The 18211-nt window shown below is 41.2% G+C and carries 15 protein-coding genes; 5 read left to right on the top strand and 10 right to left on the bottom strand.

What is annotated here, in order from left to right:
• Positions 1–193 precede the first annotated feature (193 nt).
• The gene (locus D6V41_RS17325) at positions 194–640 is read right to left on the bottom strand and encodes a host attachment protein (protein WP_136252809.1); all 447 of its coding nucleotides are present in this window, start codon (positions 638–640) and stop codon (positions 194–196) included.
• A gap of 485 nt (positions 641–1125) precedes the next feature.
• Here D6V41_RS17325 and D6V41_RS17320 point away from each other — a divergent pair, with 485 nt between their 5' ends.
• Together D6V41_RS17320 and D6V41_RS17315 are read left to right on the top strand one after the other, a co-directional pair.
• Positions 1126–1368, top strand: coding sequence for an EF-hand domain-containing protein (locus D6V41_RS17320; RefSeq protein ID WP_136252808.1), 243 nt, complete (start codon positions 1126–1128; stop codon positions 1366–1368).
• A gap of 125 nt (positions 1369–1493) precedes the next feature.
• On the top strand, positions 1494–2246 hold the full coding sequence (locus tag D6V41_RS17315) for a sulfite exporter TauE/SafE family protein (protein WP_136252807.1): 753 nt from the start codon (positions 1494–1496) through the stop codon (positions 2244–2246).
• Here D6V41_RS17315 and D6V41_RS17310 read toward each other — a convergent pair.
• From D6V41_RS17310 to D6V41_RS17270, 9 genes are all read right to left on the bottom strand, one after another.
• Positions 2227–3093: a type 2 periplasmic-binding domain-containing protein gene (locus D6V41_RS17310; protein WP_136252806.1), complete on the bottom strand. Its 867-nt coding sequence runs from the start codon at positions 3091–3093 to the stop codon at positions 2227–2229. The two genes, D6V41_RS17315 and D6V41_RS17310, sit on opposite strands and share 20 nt — an antisense overlap.
• A gap of 243 nt (positions 3094–3336) precedes the next feature.
• Positions 3337–6507 (bottom strand): error-prone DNA polymerase, encoded by a 3171-nt coding sequence (locus tag D6V41_RS17305; protein WP_136252805.1) that lies wholly within the window; start codon positions 6505–6507, stop codon positions 3337–3339.
• Positions 6491–7960, bottom strand: a complete 1470-nt coding sequence (locus D6V41_RS17300) for a Y-family DNA polymerase (RefSeq protein WP_136252804.1) — start codon at positions 7958–7960, stop codon at positions 6491–6493. Before D6V41_RS17300 ends, D6V41_RS17305 begins: the two co-directional genes overlap by 17 nt.
• Positions 7961–7972: 12 nt before the next feature.
• Positions 7973–8731 carry a recombinase A gene (locus D6V41_RS17295; RefSeq protein ID WP_136252803.1) on the bottom strand — a complete coding sequence of 253 codons (759 nt, stop codon included), beginning with the start codon at positions 8729–8731 and terminating at the stop codon, positions 7973–7975.
• A 171-nt stretch (positions 8732–8902) separates the two neighbouring features.
• Positions 8903–10303: a YdgA family protein gene (locus D6V41_RS17290; protein WP_136252802.1), complete on the bottom strand. Its 1401-nt coding sequence runs from the start codon at positions 10301–10303 to the stop codon at positions 8903–8905.
• Between the two features lie 25 nt (positions 10304–10328).
• Positions 10329–12164: a DUF885 domain-containing protein gene (locus D6V41_RS17285; protein ID WP_136252801.1), complete on the bottom strand. Its 1836-nt coding sequence runs from the start codon at positions 12162–12164 to the stop codon at positions 10329–10331.
• A 167-nt stretch (positions 12165–12331) separates the two neighbouring features.
• Positions 12332–12655: a DUF1820 family protein gene (locus D6V41_RS17280; RefSeq protein WP_136252800.1), complete on the bottom strand. Its 324-nt coding sequence runs from the start codon at positions 12653–12655 to the stop codon at positions 12332–12334.
• Between the two features lie 59 nt (positions 12656–12714).
• Positions 12715–13821, bottom strand: a complete 1107-nt coding sequence (locus tag D6V41_RS17275) for an MBL fold metallo-hydrolase (RefSeq protein WP_136252799.1) — start codon at positions 13819–13821, stop codon at positions 12715–12717.
• 69 nt (positions 13822–13890) lie between these two features.
• Positions 13891–14460, bottom strand: coding sequence for a TetR/AcrR family transcriptional regulator (locus D6V41_RS17270; RefSeq protein WP_168711074.1), 570 nt, complete (start codon positions 14458–14460; stop codon positions 13891–13893).
• Between the two features lie 243 nt (positions 14461–14703).
• Here D6V41_RS17270 and D6V41_RS17265 point away from each other — a divergent pair, with 243 nt between their 5' ends.
• From D6V41_RS17265 to D6V41_RS17255, 3 genes are read left to right on the top strand one after another with little or no spacing between them, the layout of a single operon-like run.
• Complete coding sequence (locus D6V41_RS17265; RefSeq protein WP_136252797.1) at positions 14704–16368, top strand: serine hydrolase domain-containing protein; 1665 nt, start codon at positions 14704–14706, stop codon at positions 16366–16368.
• Positions 16368–17492: a sensor histidine kinase gene (locus tag D6V41_RS17260; RefSeq protein ID WP_136252796.1), complete on the top strand. Its 1125-nt coding sequence runs from the start codon at positions 16368–16370 to the stop codon at positions 17490–17492. Before D6V41_RS17265 ends, D6V41_RS17260 begins: the two co-directional genes overlap by 1 nt.
• Complete coding sequence (locus D6V41_RS17255) at positions 17493–18188, top strand: LytR/AlgR family response regulator transcription factor (RefSeq protein ID WP_136252795.1); 696 nt, start codon at positions 17493–17495, stop codon at positions 18186–18188.
• Positions 18189–18211 lie beyond the last annotated feature (23 nt).

Genomic DNA, 18211 nt, shown 5'->3' with positions numbered 1-18211 from the left:
TGTTTCTGCTTCGCAGAAATGAAACGTATTACGCCACGCCGGTTACCGGACGCCCAGTAACTGGCAAGGGATGGTGTGGGGTCTCCCGATGTGACGAGCTGTGCGCTCAACGGAGCACATTGTCCGTCGCCGGTTACCGGGACTCCCATTCCAAGCCCTAGTCACTTGACTAGGGCTTTTTGGTTTAAATGAATTAATTTATTTGTTTCAAATAGTCTAAGATTTGTTCAGGAGTCTCTGATACCAAATTTTTGTCTATTGTTTTATCAATTTTCTTCATCAAATGGTCGTTCATTTCATTTTTAACAATACCGAGCACGGACGGGCTGGCAACTAAGTCGATTGACGAAATACCCGGGTTTTTTCTCATATCTTCCAATCGATCTACAACTGTTCTGATAAATTCATGCTTTGCCTCTTCTTTTGGTGATGTTTCTGATGTCATTGCATCCATGTTGTTGGTTGCTCCTGCCCCACTGCTTCTAACACCAGGTCTGTCAGTAACGATATCACTGTCTTTGTCTTTTCGGTGTGCATTAGACACATTGTCAATTTGAACAAGTTTACGTCCATGATCTTCATACTTATATAATTTAGCTTCACTTCCATTAGCGACTAATACCAAATTTGTGTTTATCATTATTCACCTCTGCAATACTACTTCGATTATTTATAGTGATGTAAATTTGAATTTCTTACGTTCCATGGTATGTATATTTTTCCCTTTGCATTTACCTGCGTTTCGTAACTTTCTGATTAACCGTAGAAAAATATACGATTGTCAATATACATCCTAGGCCTGCAATTCATATACCTTCTTAAGAGCTATGTAAGACTCTCAATACCGGCATACCTAGTTGAGCAGTCTTAATGGGAAGGGTGTTGCTAGTTGAAGACTTAAATTTATTCATAATAAACAGGGGTTTACTATTTTTGACGCACGCAATAGCAGATCACGTATCAAACAACAGACAGATTATCGTTTTGAAAAACAGGCCAGGGAGAATGTATGTTTATAAATTATTGAAATGTATGTAAAAAAAATATATGGCACGAATGATGTAATGTCACTAATGACGCACCAATTCGGGTGCTAAATAGAATGATGATTGAAAGGAGACTATTATGTCATTATCAAAAAAAACGATAGCTTACACCTTGTCTACGCTTTTCGCTGCTGCCTTGTCAGTATCTGCAATGGCATCTGAAGAGCTCTTTAATTCTCTAGACGTTGACCAAAGCGGCACTATTTCTCAATCAGAAGCGAGTGCGCATGCAACATTAAGCGCAATGTTTGATGAAGTTGATGCGGATGGCGATGGTGAAATTACCTACGCTGAATTCTCTGCTGCGGACCTAGAAGACTAATATATTCTAGCTGGCAAGGAAACTCTGCTCTTGCCAGCTACTTTTCCCCCTATTTGATGTTTTTATTCTTGAAAAGCCAAGCAAGCTTAAATAATGTAATGTAAATTATTTCATTTAAGTCAGTATTGATTACTCTTTTTAATTATTCCCTTACGCTTGAACACACACTCCTGCTAACGCTTTGTGGCATTTTGATTGGTTTAGCCAAGACAGGGTTGCATGGTGTTGGCATGCTAGTGGTTCCATTGATGGCGCTTATTTTTGGCGCTAAGGCATCAGTGGGCATTGTACTAGGCATGCTGATCATAGCTGATCTATTTGCAGTAACTTACTATCATAGGCACGCAAACTGGAAATATTTAATAAAACTTTTTCCGTCTGCTGGCATTGGCGTTATTTTAGCGACAGTATTTGGGAATCTAATAGACGACGCGTTATTTGCACAAATTATGGCGCTTATAATTTTTCTGAGCCTGGCCATCATGATTGCTTTAGAACGTATCGATCGAAGTGTGATCCCAGACTATCTTTGGTTTGCGATATTAATGGGTGCATTAGGTGGTTTTACAACGATGGTTGGAAATTTGGCAGGTCCTGTGATGGCGGTCTATTTATTGAGTATGCGCCTACCTAAAAATGAATATATAGGCACAGCCGCCTGGTTTTTTCTCATTATCAATGTTTTTAAAGTTCCTTTTCATATATTCAGTTGGGAAACCATTTCAGTTAATTCAATATTGCTTAATTTGAGTCTTCTGCCAGTCATTGCCATAGGAGCACTAATCGGTATCATTGTTGTAAAGCGTATTCCTGAGACAAGCTATCGATGGTTGGTTATTGTCATGACAGGATTAGCTGCTAGTCTGATGCTGGTTTAGGAATGGCAGGCGTGAATACGTCTTCGTATTTTTTAATGCCATATATATCTTCAAGCATCTCAATCACACTTTTCTGTTCTATGTAGAATTGACTTAATTGCTCTAAGACTAATATATGTTTGATGGTGGACAGTTGGTATGCAACCTTTTTATTCGGTAAATGTTTATTTAAGGAAATATTAGATAGAAACGGGTTGTTTTTCATTATGTCTTGGGCAACGTTATATTCGATATCTGCTGCCATAGCTTCTCCAGTCCTTATAAGATGCATGGCCGTTTCTAAATCCTTTGATGGAATGACAGTCATTCTGTATTTATCAATATGAGGAAGCCATGTAAGCGGTGTATAACCATAAGGTATGGCAACAGTATGAACCTCTGAGGGTTTTAAGTCATGGTTTTGGCTCATTACAAAGGTTGAACTGACGGCTTCGACAATGGGAATACTGTATATGTTTGTATCTTTATTTGAGCGGTGTGCTGTCCAGATTGGATTATCAGGATAAATAAAATCGATACTCTCGTCGTTCAAAGCTCGCTGCAAACGAACGGGCGGTAGAGGTCTATATTCAAATTTGTAATTGTAGCGTTTTGCAAAAGCCTCAAGAATCGCCCAGCTAACTCCCTTGTCTTCGTCTCGATTAAAATCAAACTGTGGAAAGTGATTGACATTCGATACCCCAATTACAAAGGTTTTCTTTGATTTTGAAGTGGGCGGCGTTTGCTTTGTATCTAGCGTGTAAGCATCATCTGTAATAATGCCATACGCATATACACTTTTGCTATTGATACAAAAAAGGCAAAAAACCAAGCTTATTTGCATTAATGCAGATTGCAACGTTCGCATATAGTTTTGACCCCGTATCACATAATGGTATTAAACAAGACAATTAGGCAGTAAAAGTAATACCTATGGATTTATCGGATAATAGCCCAATTTGTTTAGCAATTAATGAAAACCTATTTGGAGCATGTTCATCTTTGTTCATTATTGTGCTGAAGGCCATTTAATTGCCAGACAATCAAAAATTTGCGCAGTTTGGTGCTTGTAAAGTGCAAAGTGTTTTATTCAAGCGCTTGACTTGAAGTCTTACCTAAACATTCTGCATTTAATATCCAACTGAGCTAATAAATGGGTTTGATCAATCAGTTTGCCGGCTATTACGTGGATCACATTACCGTCGCCACGTTCCAAGATACCATTAACCTGCAATATTTTAGCATTCAAATAAGCTTGCTTTTGGGCTCTTGCTGAGCGTTGCCAAATGATCACATTAGTATTGCCAGTATGATCTTCTAAGGTAATAAACGTGACACCGGCAGCTGTACCGGGGCTTTGCTTACATGCAACGACACCTATTACTTTAACCAATGACTTATGTTCAATTACTTTTAAGTTTTTGGCCAATGTAAATTTAGGCAGTAAATTGGCTTCTAAAAGCATGGAAATTGGATGTTGATTTACCGATAAACCAGTGCTGGCGTAGTCTTCTAATAAGTTATCAAACAAGCTAGGTTGACGAATGTAGTCTTTGTAAGCATCCTGTACCCTTTGTATTTCATGCTTAGTACTCACGTCCAATGATTTAGTAGGTTTTAGAGATTCTGCAAAAAGCGGCAACTTACTTATATCATCCATTAATTGCCAACGAGCATTAAATCGATTATTGGCAAAGCAGGCAAAAGCATTTGCGCTGGCTAACGCTTGCATACAACTGTCTGGTAGCCCTAAAGCCTTGATTGCGGCAAGGGAGTGAACACTTTTTTGTTGGCGTTCATCAATTAAGGCTTTGGCTGAGCTTTCTTTCAAGCCTTTAACCAAACGCAGGCCTAGCTGGATTGCATATTGACCTTTATTAAAAACAAGTGTGTGATCGTAATCTGACGCAAGCGCGCAGCACGAAAGAACCTCGATTTTGTGATGTTTTGCATCTTGCACAAGCTGTGATGCGGTATAAAAACCCATAGGTAAGGAGTTTAATAAACCCACATAAAATACGGCTGGATAATAATGTTTTAGCCAGGCAGATACGTAGGCAAGAACAGCAAAAGAAGCCGAATGAGATTCAGGAAATCCATACTCACCAAATCCACAAATTTGTTCGAACAAACGCTCGGCATAAGCTGAAGAGTAGTTGCGTTTGGTCATGCCTTTAATTAACTTGTCGCGAAATTTATGCAATGCACCGTTTTTTTTCCAACTGGCCATAGCTCTTCTGAGTTGGTCTGCCTCACCTCCACTAAAACCTGCAGCTACCATGGCAAGCTGAATCACTTGCTCTTGAAAAATAGGCACACCCATTGTGCGAGACAGTACGGCCTCGATTTCTTTTGAAGGGTAGCTCACAGCTTCTTTTTTATCGCGCCGACGTAAATAGGGATGCACCATATCGCCTTGAATAGGACCTGGCCGAACAATGGCAATTTGTACCACAAGATCGTAATAACAGGCAGGTTTCAAGCGTGGCAACATAGACATTTGCGCTCGCGACTCGATTTGAAAAATACCCACTGTATCTGCTTTTTGTATTCGCTTATAAACTTGAGGGTCGTCCCCAAGTTTGGTAATAAATGGAATGCTACAAGCTTGCTGATAATGCCGCTCAAGTAAATCAAAGCATTTGCGAATGGCGGTTAACATACCCAAAGCCAGCACGTCGACTTTTAACAGCCTTAAACTTTCAAGATCGTCTTTATCCCATTGGATCACCGTTCGATCTTGCATTGCGGCATTTTCAATGGGCACTAGTTCATACAAAGGGCCTGCTGAAATAACAAAGCCACCAACGTGCTGAGACAGATGACGCGGAAAGCCCATGAGTTGTTCAACTAGGCTAATGAAACGCGTTGCAAAACTTGATTCTGGCTCAATGCCAAGCTCGCCTAGTTGCGATTGCCAGCTTAAGGCTCTGTCTCGCCGATTGACATTTTTAATGAAAAAATCCAAATCGCTTGCGTTCACCCCTAATGCCTTTCCAACTTCTCGTAAGGCGCTTTTGAAGCGATAACATACAACGGTGGCGGCTAATGCAGTACGCTGGCGACCGTATTTTTGATAAATATATTGAATAACCTCTTCACGCCGTTCGTGTTCAAAATCAACGTCAATATCGGGTGGTTCGTTGCGTTCTTTTGAAATAAACCGCTCAAAGAGCACGCTGATTTGTCTTGGATCTACTGCTGTTATTTCAAGGCAATAACATACAACTGAGTTTGCAGCAGATCCCCGGCCTTGATATAAAATCCCCTGACGCTTAGCAAATTGCACAATATCGTAAATAGTGAGAAAAAAGTGCTCGTAATGCTGCTCTTTAATCAGCGTTAATTCCTTTTCAATAGTATTGCGAATATCTGCCGGTAAACCTTCCTGAAAGCGCAGTTTAATTCCCTTTTCAACTAAAAAACGCAAATAATCACTGGGTGTCATGCCTTGTGCAACTACTTCTGCAGGGTATTCATAAGCAAGTTCCGACAGGCAAAATTGACAACGTTGTGCAAGTATCGCAGCGTTTTCAAGATATGAGTGAGGATAGAGCTGCCCTAGCTTATTTAGCGGGCGCAAACATGCCTCTGCATTTGAAAGCGCGCTACGCCCTAACTCACTTACGCATATTCCTTTATCAATAGCTTGCATGCAATGTTGTAAACTCAAGCGACTGCTGTCGTGCATGCAGGCTTTAGAACTGGCAATAATTTCTAAATCAAATTGTTGCGCCATTAATTGGCAGTGATGGATATACTCATCTTCATTTGGGACTAACCAGCGTTTAATAACCAAGAATAAACGTTCTTTATAATGTTTTTGCAGCCAGGCTCCCCAATGTTTATCCTTGTCAGCGTTGCCGCTAGGTAGCCATAAACAAAAGCAGTGTTTGATGCTTTTTAAGTCCCATTCTGCAAGTGAATATTCGCCTTTTTCGGCACGTCGGCGTGCATTGGTAATAATTCGGCAGCACTCTCGATACGCCTCTTTATTTGGGCAAAGTAAAACAAGTGTTTGTTCGTGAAAACGAAAAAGACTGCCAACAATAAGTTTAATTGGAATGTGATTGTTTTTTATCTCTGTATAGGCACGTACTACACCGGCCATTGAACATTCATCAGTGATCCCAATGGCTTGGTAACCCAAAAAATAAGCTTGGCGAACATATTCTTCAGGGTGAGAAGCACCATATAAAAATGAGAAATTTGACTGGCATATTAACTCAGCAAAGCGCGGCGTTTTTGATGGAATAACAGGCAGCTTAGATGAAGTAGCCATGCAAATACCATTGTTGCTCAGGCGTTTTAAATAGCCACAGTTGCTGTCCTTGATCACTTTGTCCTATGTAGTAGTCGCGACTGACATTTTTATCTTCCCACCAACCACTTAATACTCGCTCGGGCCCTTTTATTACTTTGACTTTTTGTGTCAGCAAACTTGGTTCAGCTAAAAGCAGTCCGGGTCTATCAGCAAAAATACTATTCTCAGCGCTCTTTGTTGCGTTAGGCTCACCATTACTAGCGATAGCAGTGTAGTCACAAAGCTGAGAACTACATTCAGGTCTGAAATCTTGCACAAAACGTAAGCCACGTATTTTATCACTGCCCAATTTACCGCCTAATCGTGATAATAATGACATGGCTGCAATATGGGTGGATTTGCGTGCAAAAAAATCCTCATTGCTCAAAGCAACATTTTCGTATTCATCACAGCTCAGAGCAATTGCATAGATGGGTGATAAAAGTTGAACCTTATCAAGTTTCAGAGTGATTATTTCAAGCCAATCCTGGCTGCGATAAATTGGCATGGCGCTGTCAACACCAAGCAGCATCGGTTCATGTTCTCGCTGAAATAATTGTATATCAATATGCAGACATTGAGCATTGCGTAGATACAAAAATTGGCTAAATTTTTCTAAAGTATGCTTAAGTACTGGCTGTAGCTTATCGGTGTTTGTAATTTCGTACAAAAGCTCAATATAATCACGATAATGGCTTTTTGGCTGAAAAAAACTAACCTTAGAGGGCGCTTGCCCGCGAAGCTCAGAAATAATATCCAGGCTATAGCGACTGATGCGGTTAGCAAGTTCTGATAAAGGAATACGATCAAGTTCGGCGACTTGCATCACACCAATCCGTTTTAATTTTTCAATATCTTTAGGAAGTATGTCGCTGGCATGCAAAGCGCAGGCTTTAAGTTGGGTGTTGATTGCGCTGCGTTCATCGCTAATGATGCCTACTCCCAAGCGGGCCATCAGCTTTGCTGCCTGGATAGAAAAAGCGCAGGCACTTTGATAGTGAAAGCCATGCTTAGCCAATACTTGTGACACGCTATGCCAATAAGGCTTGAGTCCGCCATACAAATGCAGCATATTTTGTGCGCGTAACACTAATCCGCTGGGCTCCATTATCACAATATCTGAAGTGATCAAATACAAGGCATTCGCGAGCTGAGTCAAATGTGTTTTTTCAAGCGATTCCTTATATTCAAAGAGCTTTAAATTTGAATATAACAGGCTTGCACTGGCCAATCCCATACCACGTTTAATACCTCGCGACTGAGCCGCATGATTGATTTGTACAAGCTGATTACTTTGGGCGTGATATACAGCAAGCGGCTCTTTTACTTGAGCCTGTTGATCTACTGATTTAGAGTAGGATTGTTCAATCGTATCAAGCTGTAGCTGCGAAAAATGCAGATAGATCCATAAAGAGCGAGTATCAAACTGCATAGCAAAAACCGCTTAAGTAAGCTTGTGCAAATGCACAATGTTTTTTCCGGCAAGCGGGGTTTGCTTTTGTGTGAACAGCTTTCCCGTCCGGCAAACAAAAGGCACTTTCACTTTTACCGGGGCTTTTGCCCAGCCCACTTTTTGTTTATTGATTTTCACCTGCAAGATATCGCTGTCCTCGCGCGTTAGCGATAAGGATAGGCTCAAAGGCAAATTGCTTTTTTGTTGCTGGCTGTTATCAAACCAAAAACAGTGACATTGCCCCTGTAGCGATGCAAGCTCCAGCCGCCTAACCTGCTGGTGCTTGAGCGTATTTTGCCATATAAATACCGATGCACACGCGCCGCTTTTTGCACACTGCTCAGCACTCCACAAGACTTCCTCGTAAGTGTCGGGCTGAATAAGAATGACTTGATTCAAATTGATATTATGCGCCAACAAAAACTCTGCATTAATAACAAAAGGCGGCGCGATAAAGACCCAAAGCTTATCATTCGATGCTGCGTTTTTTTCTGACGCTGTTTGAGTCTCATTTTCTTTTATTTGCCGCATAGTTTGAGCTTGTAAAGCGGCTAACATTAGACGCAGTTCCCCGCAACCTAAGTGACTGTGGATATGCACCATGCCTGCAGCAGGAAAGCCGCCAGATAAGGCCTTATCCAAGTGTTTAAAACCGGTTTTTACACGCGATGAGTCTGCCGAGCTACATCTGGATTGTGCGGCTGTCCATACCCATTGCTTGTTTTGCAGTTCATGCAGAATAGGATTCATATGCCACCATTTATACTGTATGTTTGTACAGTATAAATATTTTTAATCAGTGATCAACTCTTTCTATTTTAGTCAGGCCCTAAAATTGTCTAAGCACTTCATTAGCAAAGTATTTAAGCTTAAAACAAAAAAACCAGCCGAAGCTGGTTTTTATTTTAAACAGCACGATATTTAAAGCGGCAAAGGCATTGGATTACCGTTTAAGCTCGCTTGCCCGTCTTTAAGGTTGAAGTTCAAGGTATATTGTTCTTCGGTTTTTACTAATAAACCTTGCTGGACAAGTGTATTTAAGGTGACTTCACTTTGCTGCGCAATTACCTGAGCAAGTTGTGCGTCATCCATCTGCGCTATTTGCGGATTACCTGCCAACTGTGCTTTGAGCACCAGACCGGCAATAAACATGGCTGCACTATTGTCTATTTGCATTTGTGTATCTGAGTTTGCATGTGAAACCCAAAAGCCAGGATCTTCCAGAGTTGGCGGTAAGCTATCTACACCCACTATCTTATTCAGGGAGGTCATTGTTAGCTTGCCATCATTTAAGGTTGCAACAAACTCTGTTACGTTAAACTCTGGCTCTGCCTGAAGCTGCGGCAACAAATGATTTTGCATGGTCTTTTGCATAATGGACTGGGCTTGTTGCGGATTTTCCATTACGGCTTTATTCATGTTTTGATATGCTTGGAGAAAAGCTTCTTGCAGTTTGTTAACTTCAAGTTTGACTAACATATCTTGCAGATTCATTTCTGGCGTGGTTAAAGTATTTAAACTGATGCTCATATTCGTATCAGCCAGCCCGGCTTGTTCATCCACCTCAACGCGTGAGTTCATGCTTAAGCTATCAAGTTCAACTTGCGTATTTTCAACAAGGTTTTCAATGCTCATTGAAGCCATGTTGATATCACCTGTGCCATTATAAAACTGACTTTCTAAAATTTTGTTAAGCGAAACATCGGCTGAAAAACTCAAAGATACATCCGACATATTCATTGAATAAATATCAGGCATCGATAGTTCAAGCGAGTCTACGCGTCCTTCGTATTCCGACTGGCTCGCATCAAAATATCCTTCGCCTTGCCAACCACTGGTACTCATCACCATATTAGTTTGAGGATCAGTATATTGCATGGCGAGTATCTCATCTTGATAAGACGTTCCGCCAAACAAGCTCATATTTCCACGCGCATGATAAAGTGGACCTTCACCTTCAAAACTAAGGCTTTCTGGAAGTTCTCCGGTGAGCAAATTAACGGACCAGGCTAGCCAACCTAAACCAAAACCATTTTGAGTTAAAACAGGGCCATGCTGAGCGAGTATTTCAAAATCCGCCGACATATCTGGTAATTCCGCCTGATTAGCAGTGCTTGGCATGACCAGTTCGAGGCTCATATTGGCTTTGGTGCTAAACCAGGATTGTTCTTTTTGTGTGATACTCACTTTATATACGCCAGAATCGTTTATAGCTGTACTAAAACGTTCCAACTGCTGATTAAACGAATCGCCTGAAAATTTAGGGGCAATTAAAGCAAAGGCCACTAATAGCGCTATGACCAGTATGACTAACTTTTTCATTCTACATCCTTATTTCTTGAGGTACTTACTTGTTTTGCGTTTGATAGCTTGCAATAAACTGATCAATTTTGCGTTCTAAAATAAACAATGGTACTGAACCATTTGCTAATACGGCGTCGTGAAATGCGCGCAAATCAAATTGCTCACCAAGCGCGTCTTCTGCTTTTTCACGTAATTGTTTAATTTTAATTTCGCCTATTTTATAAGAAAGTGCTTGCCCCGGCCATGATATATAACGATCAATTTCAGTGCGCACGTTATGCTCGCTCAAAGCCGTATTTTCAAGCATATAGTCAAGTGCTTTTTCTCGACTCCAACCAAACACATGCATGCCTGTATCGACCACCAAGCGGCACGCACGCCACATTTCATAGCTTAAACGGCCAAAGTTATCGTAAGGGTCTTCATACATGCCAACTTCCAGCCCCAAGTATTCAGAGTAAAGTCCCCAGCCTTCACCAAAGGCCGAAATATAGGTTTTACGTCTTACAGCCGGTAAATCCTGCATTTCTGCTGCAAGTGATATTTGAAAGTGATGGCCTGGTACTGCTTCGTGTAAAGTAAGCGCAGGCAATGCGTATAAAGGACGCTTATCCAGGGCATAAGTGTTGACCCAATAATAGCCAGGCTCATCATCGCTACTTGGAGAGATATAACGCCCAGTTGTATATTTAGGCGCGATACTGTCAGGTACAGGAGCAACGCCATAAGGCGTGCGCGGCATCTTGTAAAACAGTTTAGGCAACCTGGCATCCATCTGTTTGGCAATATAAGACGCCGTAATAATTAGCTCTTCGGGCGTTTTGGCATAAAACTGTTCATCGGTGCGCAAAAACTCAATAAAAGCGTTGATATCACCTTCAAAATTAAGCGAGTCGATAATTTCTTGCATTTCACTTCTGATGCGTGCGACCTCACTTAAGCCAATCTCGTGAATATCTTTTGCGCTTAAGTCGGTAGTTGTGAAGTGTTTTATGCGGTTATTATAAAATGCCTCGCCTTGAGGCCAATTACTTGCCGCAATATCCGTTTTTGCTTTTACCTTATATTCATTAATAAAAAAATCATAAAAAGCCTGATAGGCAGCCTGTACCAAAGCGACTTTTTCTTTGGCTTGTGCCATAAGCTCTTTGTTGATGAGGTTTTTATCCGTCTTTTTAAATGGCGCGAAAAACGGATGGTTTTCAATATCACTTACCGTAAAAGGACGGATAGAGTCTTCAAAGCCGATAAGCACCACTTGCGGTTGCGAATGCCCCACTTCAAGGCCTTCTTTCATGTAGGCGATATTCTGTTTTATATACTGAGGCGCAGCGTCTAATAAAGCAAAGTAGTCTTCTACGGCATGCTGCGAATCTAATACAACCGAATCTGGCATACGCCCTAAGCTGCTGTGAAACCCATACTCAGACGTAATGGGAACGCGATAATCATGGTAAGTAAAATTATCGATATAATTGTTTAATCGATAAGCCTGCATTAAATATGAAATTTGGTCTTGTTCATTCAGTTCATCAAAATCAATACTGTTAAGCTCATCTAAAAATGAGCGAAAGGCTTTATCCCTTGCTTGTAGTGCAGAATAACGAATGTCTGTCAGCGCTTGAGAGGGCCTCAAACCTTCGCTTTTTGCCAACTGTGGAAACTGCGATAATTCATATTCCCAAACGCGAGATAGTAGCTCATGCAAAACCTGCGATTTTGTATCTTGCTTGGTTTCTGTTTGTGCATAAGTATGAGCAGACAGCAAAAAGATAAAAAAGACAGCTCCTGCCAAGACAGACTTTTGAAAAATCTTTTTTAGTGTATCAGACGCAAATAAACGAAGAAGGTTGACGGGTATAGAGTGCACAGCGTTCATAATATTGAGAGCCTTATGATAATGCCATCTTACATTCTTACTGATGCAAATATGGATGGCGAAGCGCCATTGGAACAGGCGCACTACATTAATGCGCCTAACTATAAGCAAACTGACTAATAACTCAATAAAAAATGCACTATCTCAAATGATTGGCCTCAAAAAGGCTATTTTTTAGGGGTATAAATGGGTGAATGTAACTGCGTTACCTTCTCTGACAATTGGCTTATCTTTGCTGAACCTTGCTTTTCTACTTGGTCTATTCGCAAAACATTGTGCATAGGAATGTAGGTGCGGTTCACCTTGGCAAATTCGTCTTTAAGCTTTTCGTGGCTTGGATCGACAACAATTTCAGTATGGTTGTCCCACACAAAATCCGCAATTTCAATAAAGCCAAAAACCTGGCTTGAAACCAACTCACGCACGTACAGCTCATAGCGTTCACCGCAACTGATAAACTGGATACGATAAATAGGGCGAGACTGACTCATACTACCTCAAAGTGCTCAAAATTAACTCAAGTGAATTAGTAATGTATGGTTAAGTGCGCTTAATTCAATAGATAGGTTTCACCAATAGCGATTGTAATGAATGCATTTTCAGAGATATCTAGCGACCTGCGCTGCTCGTTTAATTTAAGCGGTGGCTCCATAGGTGCTTCTGCTGTCATGGGAAATGTTCCCCAATGCATACCGATGGAGAATTTGCTCCCAATGTCTTGATGAATGCGAAGCGCTTCTTCAGGGTTAACATGATAAAGCCGCATAAAATCCCGGGGTAAATAACCTCCTATTGGAATTAGTGCCAGGTCAACCGACTGCAGATATTGCCCAATTTGTTTAAATTGCACGTCGTTGTAGCCGGTATCGCCTGCAAAATAGATCGTTTTACCTGCCGCTTTTACTGCATAACTTGCCCATAAGGTCTCGCGTCTGTCATTTGTTCCTCTTGCAGACCAGTGTTGAGATGGCAGCGCAATCACCTGATACGCTTCACTGGCTTTTGGTCCCTTTAATACATTCCACCAATCCATTTCACTTATTTGCTTACCAGGAATATCTAAATCCTCCAAGAAGGTTTTTAAACCTAAGGGCACGTAAAACTGGGTGGGAATGTTGCTTTTGCTGCTTGTCTGAGTTGCTCGCTGGGCGAGCATTTGCAAGGACGGCGAATCAAGATGATCATAATGATTATGGCTTATCAATACGATATCGATATGAGGCAGTTCAGCGTAATCCATCGCATGCGCTTTATATCGTTTAGGCCCTGCAAACGGGATGGGCGAAGCGCGTTCAGAAAAAATCGGGTCGGTAAGAATATTTAAACCCGCCATTTGTATCAAAAAACTGGAATGACCTAACCACGTAACCTGTCCATCTCTTGCTGGCATCTTAAGTTTGCTGAGTTCTACCTTTTGAAAAGGCACATCATCAGCATACAGTCGATGATCTGCCCATTCCGTCTCTCCAAAAAAGCGTACTTTTAAAAAATCAAAAAAGTTTTTCTCGCTGTCTTGAACATAAAGATTTTTAAACCCGTCTTTTGTGTGGTGAGGTTTTTGTGGCGAAGAAGAACGCACGCCAGAGGAACTGGAACAACTTGCTATGAGCGCTAACGCAACACAAAACATGGAAATAGTTAAAAACGTTTTAATCATAGTATGTCCAATATTAAGTGGTGCATGTTTAAACAAGGCATATGTTTTAAGATGAGCATCTATTATTGTCTATGCACTCAAATCAAATATAGACTGAATAAGCACTCCTATGTCTTCATCGCCTTGTTTTATATAGCTGGTAATTGTAAACCCTTGCGCCAAACAGGTAAGTTTGAGTGCCTGATGCTCAATATTTACTCTTGGAGACAAATCACCATGCTGCTGTGCGCGCTCCAGTAATCCAATAAACTCTAGTTGCAACTGATCGTAAAACCACCTGGCGTGATGCTGAACGCTATGGTTACTATTCCCCATTTCCACAATCAAACGTGTAAGCAAGCAGCCCTTATTGGCGATATGCTGACGATAATGTTCAAAATAGTGTTGTACACACTTTTGCGCATTGGTTGACGTATGCAAGTGCAAGTTTAGTGGCAGTAAATGCGCCTGCAAATAATGTTGTAAAAGCGCCTCAAAAAAGTCTTCCTTATTTTTGAAATGCATATAAAAGGCTCGGCGATTAAAACCAGTATGTGCAATAAGTGTTTGCATAGAGCAGCCTCGGTAACCCTTTTGCATCACTAGCGTCAATGCGCGCTCCAATACATTTTCTAATTTATATTTGGCTTGCTTGGGCATGTTAATCCCTCTCATTCCATACGCTCAAGTAATAAAAGCTAAAAAAAGAGCTGTACATTAAGCGCTTAGAATATTTGTTCTTGTAAAGCATAGTAACGCATTTTAAACAGAGGGTAGTATAATTTTTGTTCACAACACTTTTGACCTTCCGTTTATCATCTTTATTTCCCGTTCGTCATAAAGTTATGCATAGCTTTAATATTCGCGCTAGATTTGCGGTGTATCTACAAAAAAGGAGCGTATATGTCTACGTTAAAACAAATTGTAAACGCCATTTTATTGCTGATTGGTTTGTTTATTTCGTATTTTAGTTATGCAGCAAATGATCAAGCTATGATTATCGATGGAATTTGGCGGGGTGAACTGCAGGTGCAAAAAGGGGTATACCTTGCACTAGGGATAGAAGTGCGTGATGAAAATAAAACGCTGACGTTAAGCAGTCCAAATCAAGGCATGTATGAGCGAGCGCCCACTGCCTTTTTGATAGATGGAAATACCTTAACATTTAAAGATGAGGGCCTAAGTGCCAGCTTTGAAGGAGTTATTGAAGGCGATAAAATCAGCGGTACTTTCACGCAGGGAAGAAAAATGCCGCTGACTTTACGAAAGTTAGATGAGAGCGATTTGGCAAGAATGCAGTACGAAGGTAAATACACTGGCGATTTGCTTGTAAACGAAAACTCAACCTTGCCACTTGCCTTAAACGTTGCCGTGATAAAGGATGCTTATTCCGCTACTTTAGATAGCCCCTCACAAAACAGCTTTGGTATTCCAATTGAACAAATTACGATAAACGATGAAAGTTTGCGTTTTACCTCTAAAATGATTGGCGCCAAATTTTCTGGAGAGAGCGCTTCTGGTAAAAGCTCCTCAGGTGACAAGCAAGTAGCCGTCTATGAAGGAACCTTTATACAGGGAATGCCAATGTCTTTAAGCCTGAAAAAGGTGACTCAAGAAAACGCTCATCTACAGTTTGTTCCACCTACCTTTGGCGAACAAGGCGGTGCGATCGCCATTATCGAGCCTAATGAGACTCAAACACGTTATTTTGCCAATCATAATACATCCACGCAGTATGAAATTGGCTCTATCACAAAAACGATGACCGCTTACTTGCTTGCTTTCCAATCGCTTGAACAACAATTGCACTTATCTGATCCACTCACACTATTTTTTGAGGATGGCCCATCGCTTAAGCTTCAGGATTTGGCCACTCACACCAGCGGTTTAGCGCGCGTGCCGCCAAGCCTTTCCAATTCGCTTGATATGACAAATCCTTATGCGCATATTTCAAGAGACGATCTCTCACGTGATTTAAAAAATTTGAGTCTGGAAGAAACAGCACATCCCCACGCGTATTCAAATTTTGCTTATGCACTATTAGGAGAAGTTTTAGCGATTAATGCCAAATCAAGCTTATCTGAGCAATTTGAAAAGGTGCTATTTGCTCCGCTAAGCATGCAATCCACTTATTTGGCTGACTCAGCTTTGATGCGCAGCAAAAAATTAGCTCAAGGGTATAATACCTTGGGCGAGCCGGTGGTAGCCTGGGAGTTTGCGGCCGCGTCCGGGGCGGGTGCGGTTGTATCAACGCTAGACGATATGTCAAATTATGCGCGTCATATGATGTCAGAAGCTAACAAAGATACCGCGCTTGCAAAGCTGTTATTTACGCCATACCTTGCAATAGGGGATTGCTGTGAGCAAGGATTGGCATGGATGATGAGAAAGGACAAGAGAGGAAAACCCTACGCCTGGCATAACGGAATGACAGGAGGATTTAGCGCATTTTTAGGATTTTACCTTGACGGTTCACGTGCGGTTGTGATGCTCAACAGCCAGGCCGCTAATTTTGATAAGCTGGCGCACGATTTATTAAGTGGTGACGCTTCTTTACAGAGTATTTAATGCAATCAAGCTATTTTCATTACTACCAATGTGTTGCATGGTTAGCGGTTTTTATCGTAATAACGACCACGATCCATTTATCCAGAGGGCTAACGGAATATGAGTTATATTTTGCTGCGGCGTTGATTGGCAGTACGGCGCTTTATTCTTATTTCATACGCTATTTGTTTCTTCGTTTTATGAGTCATCGTGCAGTGCTTCTGCAGGTTGTTTATTTTATTTTTCAATCCATACTCGGTGCTGCGTTTGGCAGCTTCATGCTGATTTTATGTATTCTCGCGTTCAGCTATTTTCAACTGATCCCTCATATACCTTCTGACAGTGTTATGTTTGCTGTTAATACGCTGTTTTGGGGCAACTGGTACAATATGTTTAGTGCGCTTGTTTTATGGTCAAGCGCTTATTTGGTTCTGATTAAAGCGCGTCAGCTTTACGCGGCGAAAGAAGCGCTGGCGAGTAGCCGACTGGAGGCGCTTTCTCAGCAGCTTAATCCCCACTTTTTATTTAATACGTTAAACAATATTCGGGCACGGATTTTAGAAGAGCCGCAAAAAGCAAGGGATTCCCTTGCTCAATTAGCTGATATGTTACGCTACACACTCGAGCAGCATAAAGACAGTAAGGTCATATTGAAAAAGGAGCTAGCGGTAGTTGAGCAGTTTATTGCGCTTTGTAAAATTCAGTTTGAAGAGCGGCTGAACTTTGAAGCGCAAGTCGATAAGCGTGCCGAAAACGCGCTAATTCCAAGAATGGTATTGCAGCTTTGTGTCGAAAACGCCATAAAACACGGTATTAGCAAGTTAAAAAAGGGGGGTAAAGTTGCATTAACAGTTGGCATTGAAGCTGATAACGCCCTAAGTGTGCAAATAACCAATCCTGTTAACGAAGCGATTTCGGCAAAACCTGATCGTCAAAATGACAATGCAAGTGAGTACCTCAATGCAGGTGTAGGCCTAAAAAATATCCGACAGCGTTTGACACTGTTATATCCTGAAAACAGCGAAGTAAAGCCATTTTTTGCTTTGAATATTGCCGATAATCTTGCAACGACGCGAATGAAAATACCGCTTCAATATCTCGAATCTGAAACCGAATCGCAAGTAAAAGAAAAGGGACTTGTCTAAATGCGGGTAGTGATCGTAGATGATAGCCGACTTGCACGTCTTGAGCTAAGGCAACAATTATCAGACCTAACAGAAGTAGAAATTGTTGCTGAGGCAGCAAGCGTTAGCGAAGCGCTCGATGTTTTATCTGAAAAGACAGTTGATCTTTTGCTTTTAGACATCGATTTACCTGATGGAGATGGCTTTGATCTATTGCAACAGACAGAACAAGTCCCCCAGGTTATTTTTGTGACTGCCTTTAATGAGTATGCCATCAAGTCTTTTGAGTTTAATGCTTTAGACTATTTACTTAAACCGGTCCGTAAAGAGCGTTTAATCAAATCGTTGGAAAAGGTAAAGATTGCTTCAAATAATCAAAAACTGACGCCTGATAGACGCATCTTTATTAAAGATAGAGAGCATTGTTATTTCATTTGTATCGATGATATTTATGCGTTTGAAGCTCTTGGGAATTATACAAAGGTGCATTTGCGCGATGCTGCGCCCTGCGTTTATAAATCAATTGGCAGTATTTTTGAACGGCTAGACCCTGCTCAGTTTTTTAAAGCCAGCCGCAGCTGGCTGGTGAATACCCATTTTATTGAAAACATCGAAGCGTTGGACAATGGGAGTTTCAGCGTACATTTGAAAAACAGACAAAAGGTTATGATTTCTAAAAGACAAGCGGCAGAGTTCAAGCGCAGATGGGCACTCTGACTTATGCTCACACCGTTCGACGA

The organism is Ningiella ruwaisensis, assembly GCF_004798935.1.
Classification (GTDB): Bacteria; Pseudomonadota; Gammaproteobacteria; order Enterobacterales; family Alteromonadaceae; genus Glaciecola; species Glaciecola ruwaisensis.
The sequence above is the reverse complement of the archived record's forward strand: the minus strand, read 5'-3'. Positions and strand labels throughout refer to the sequence as shown.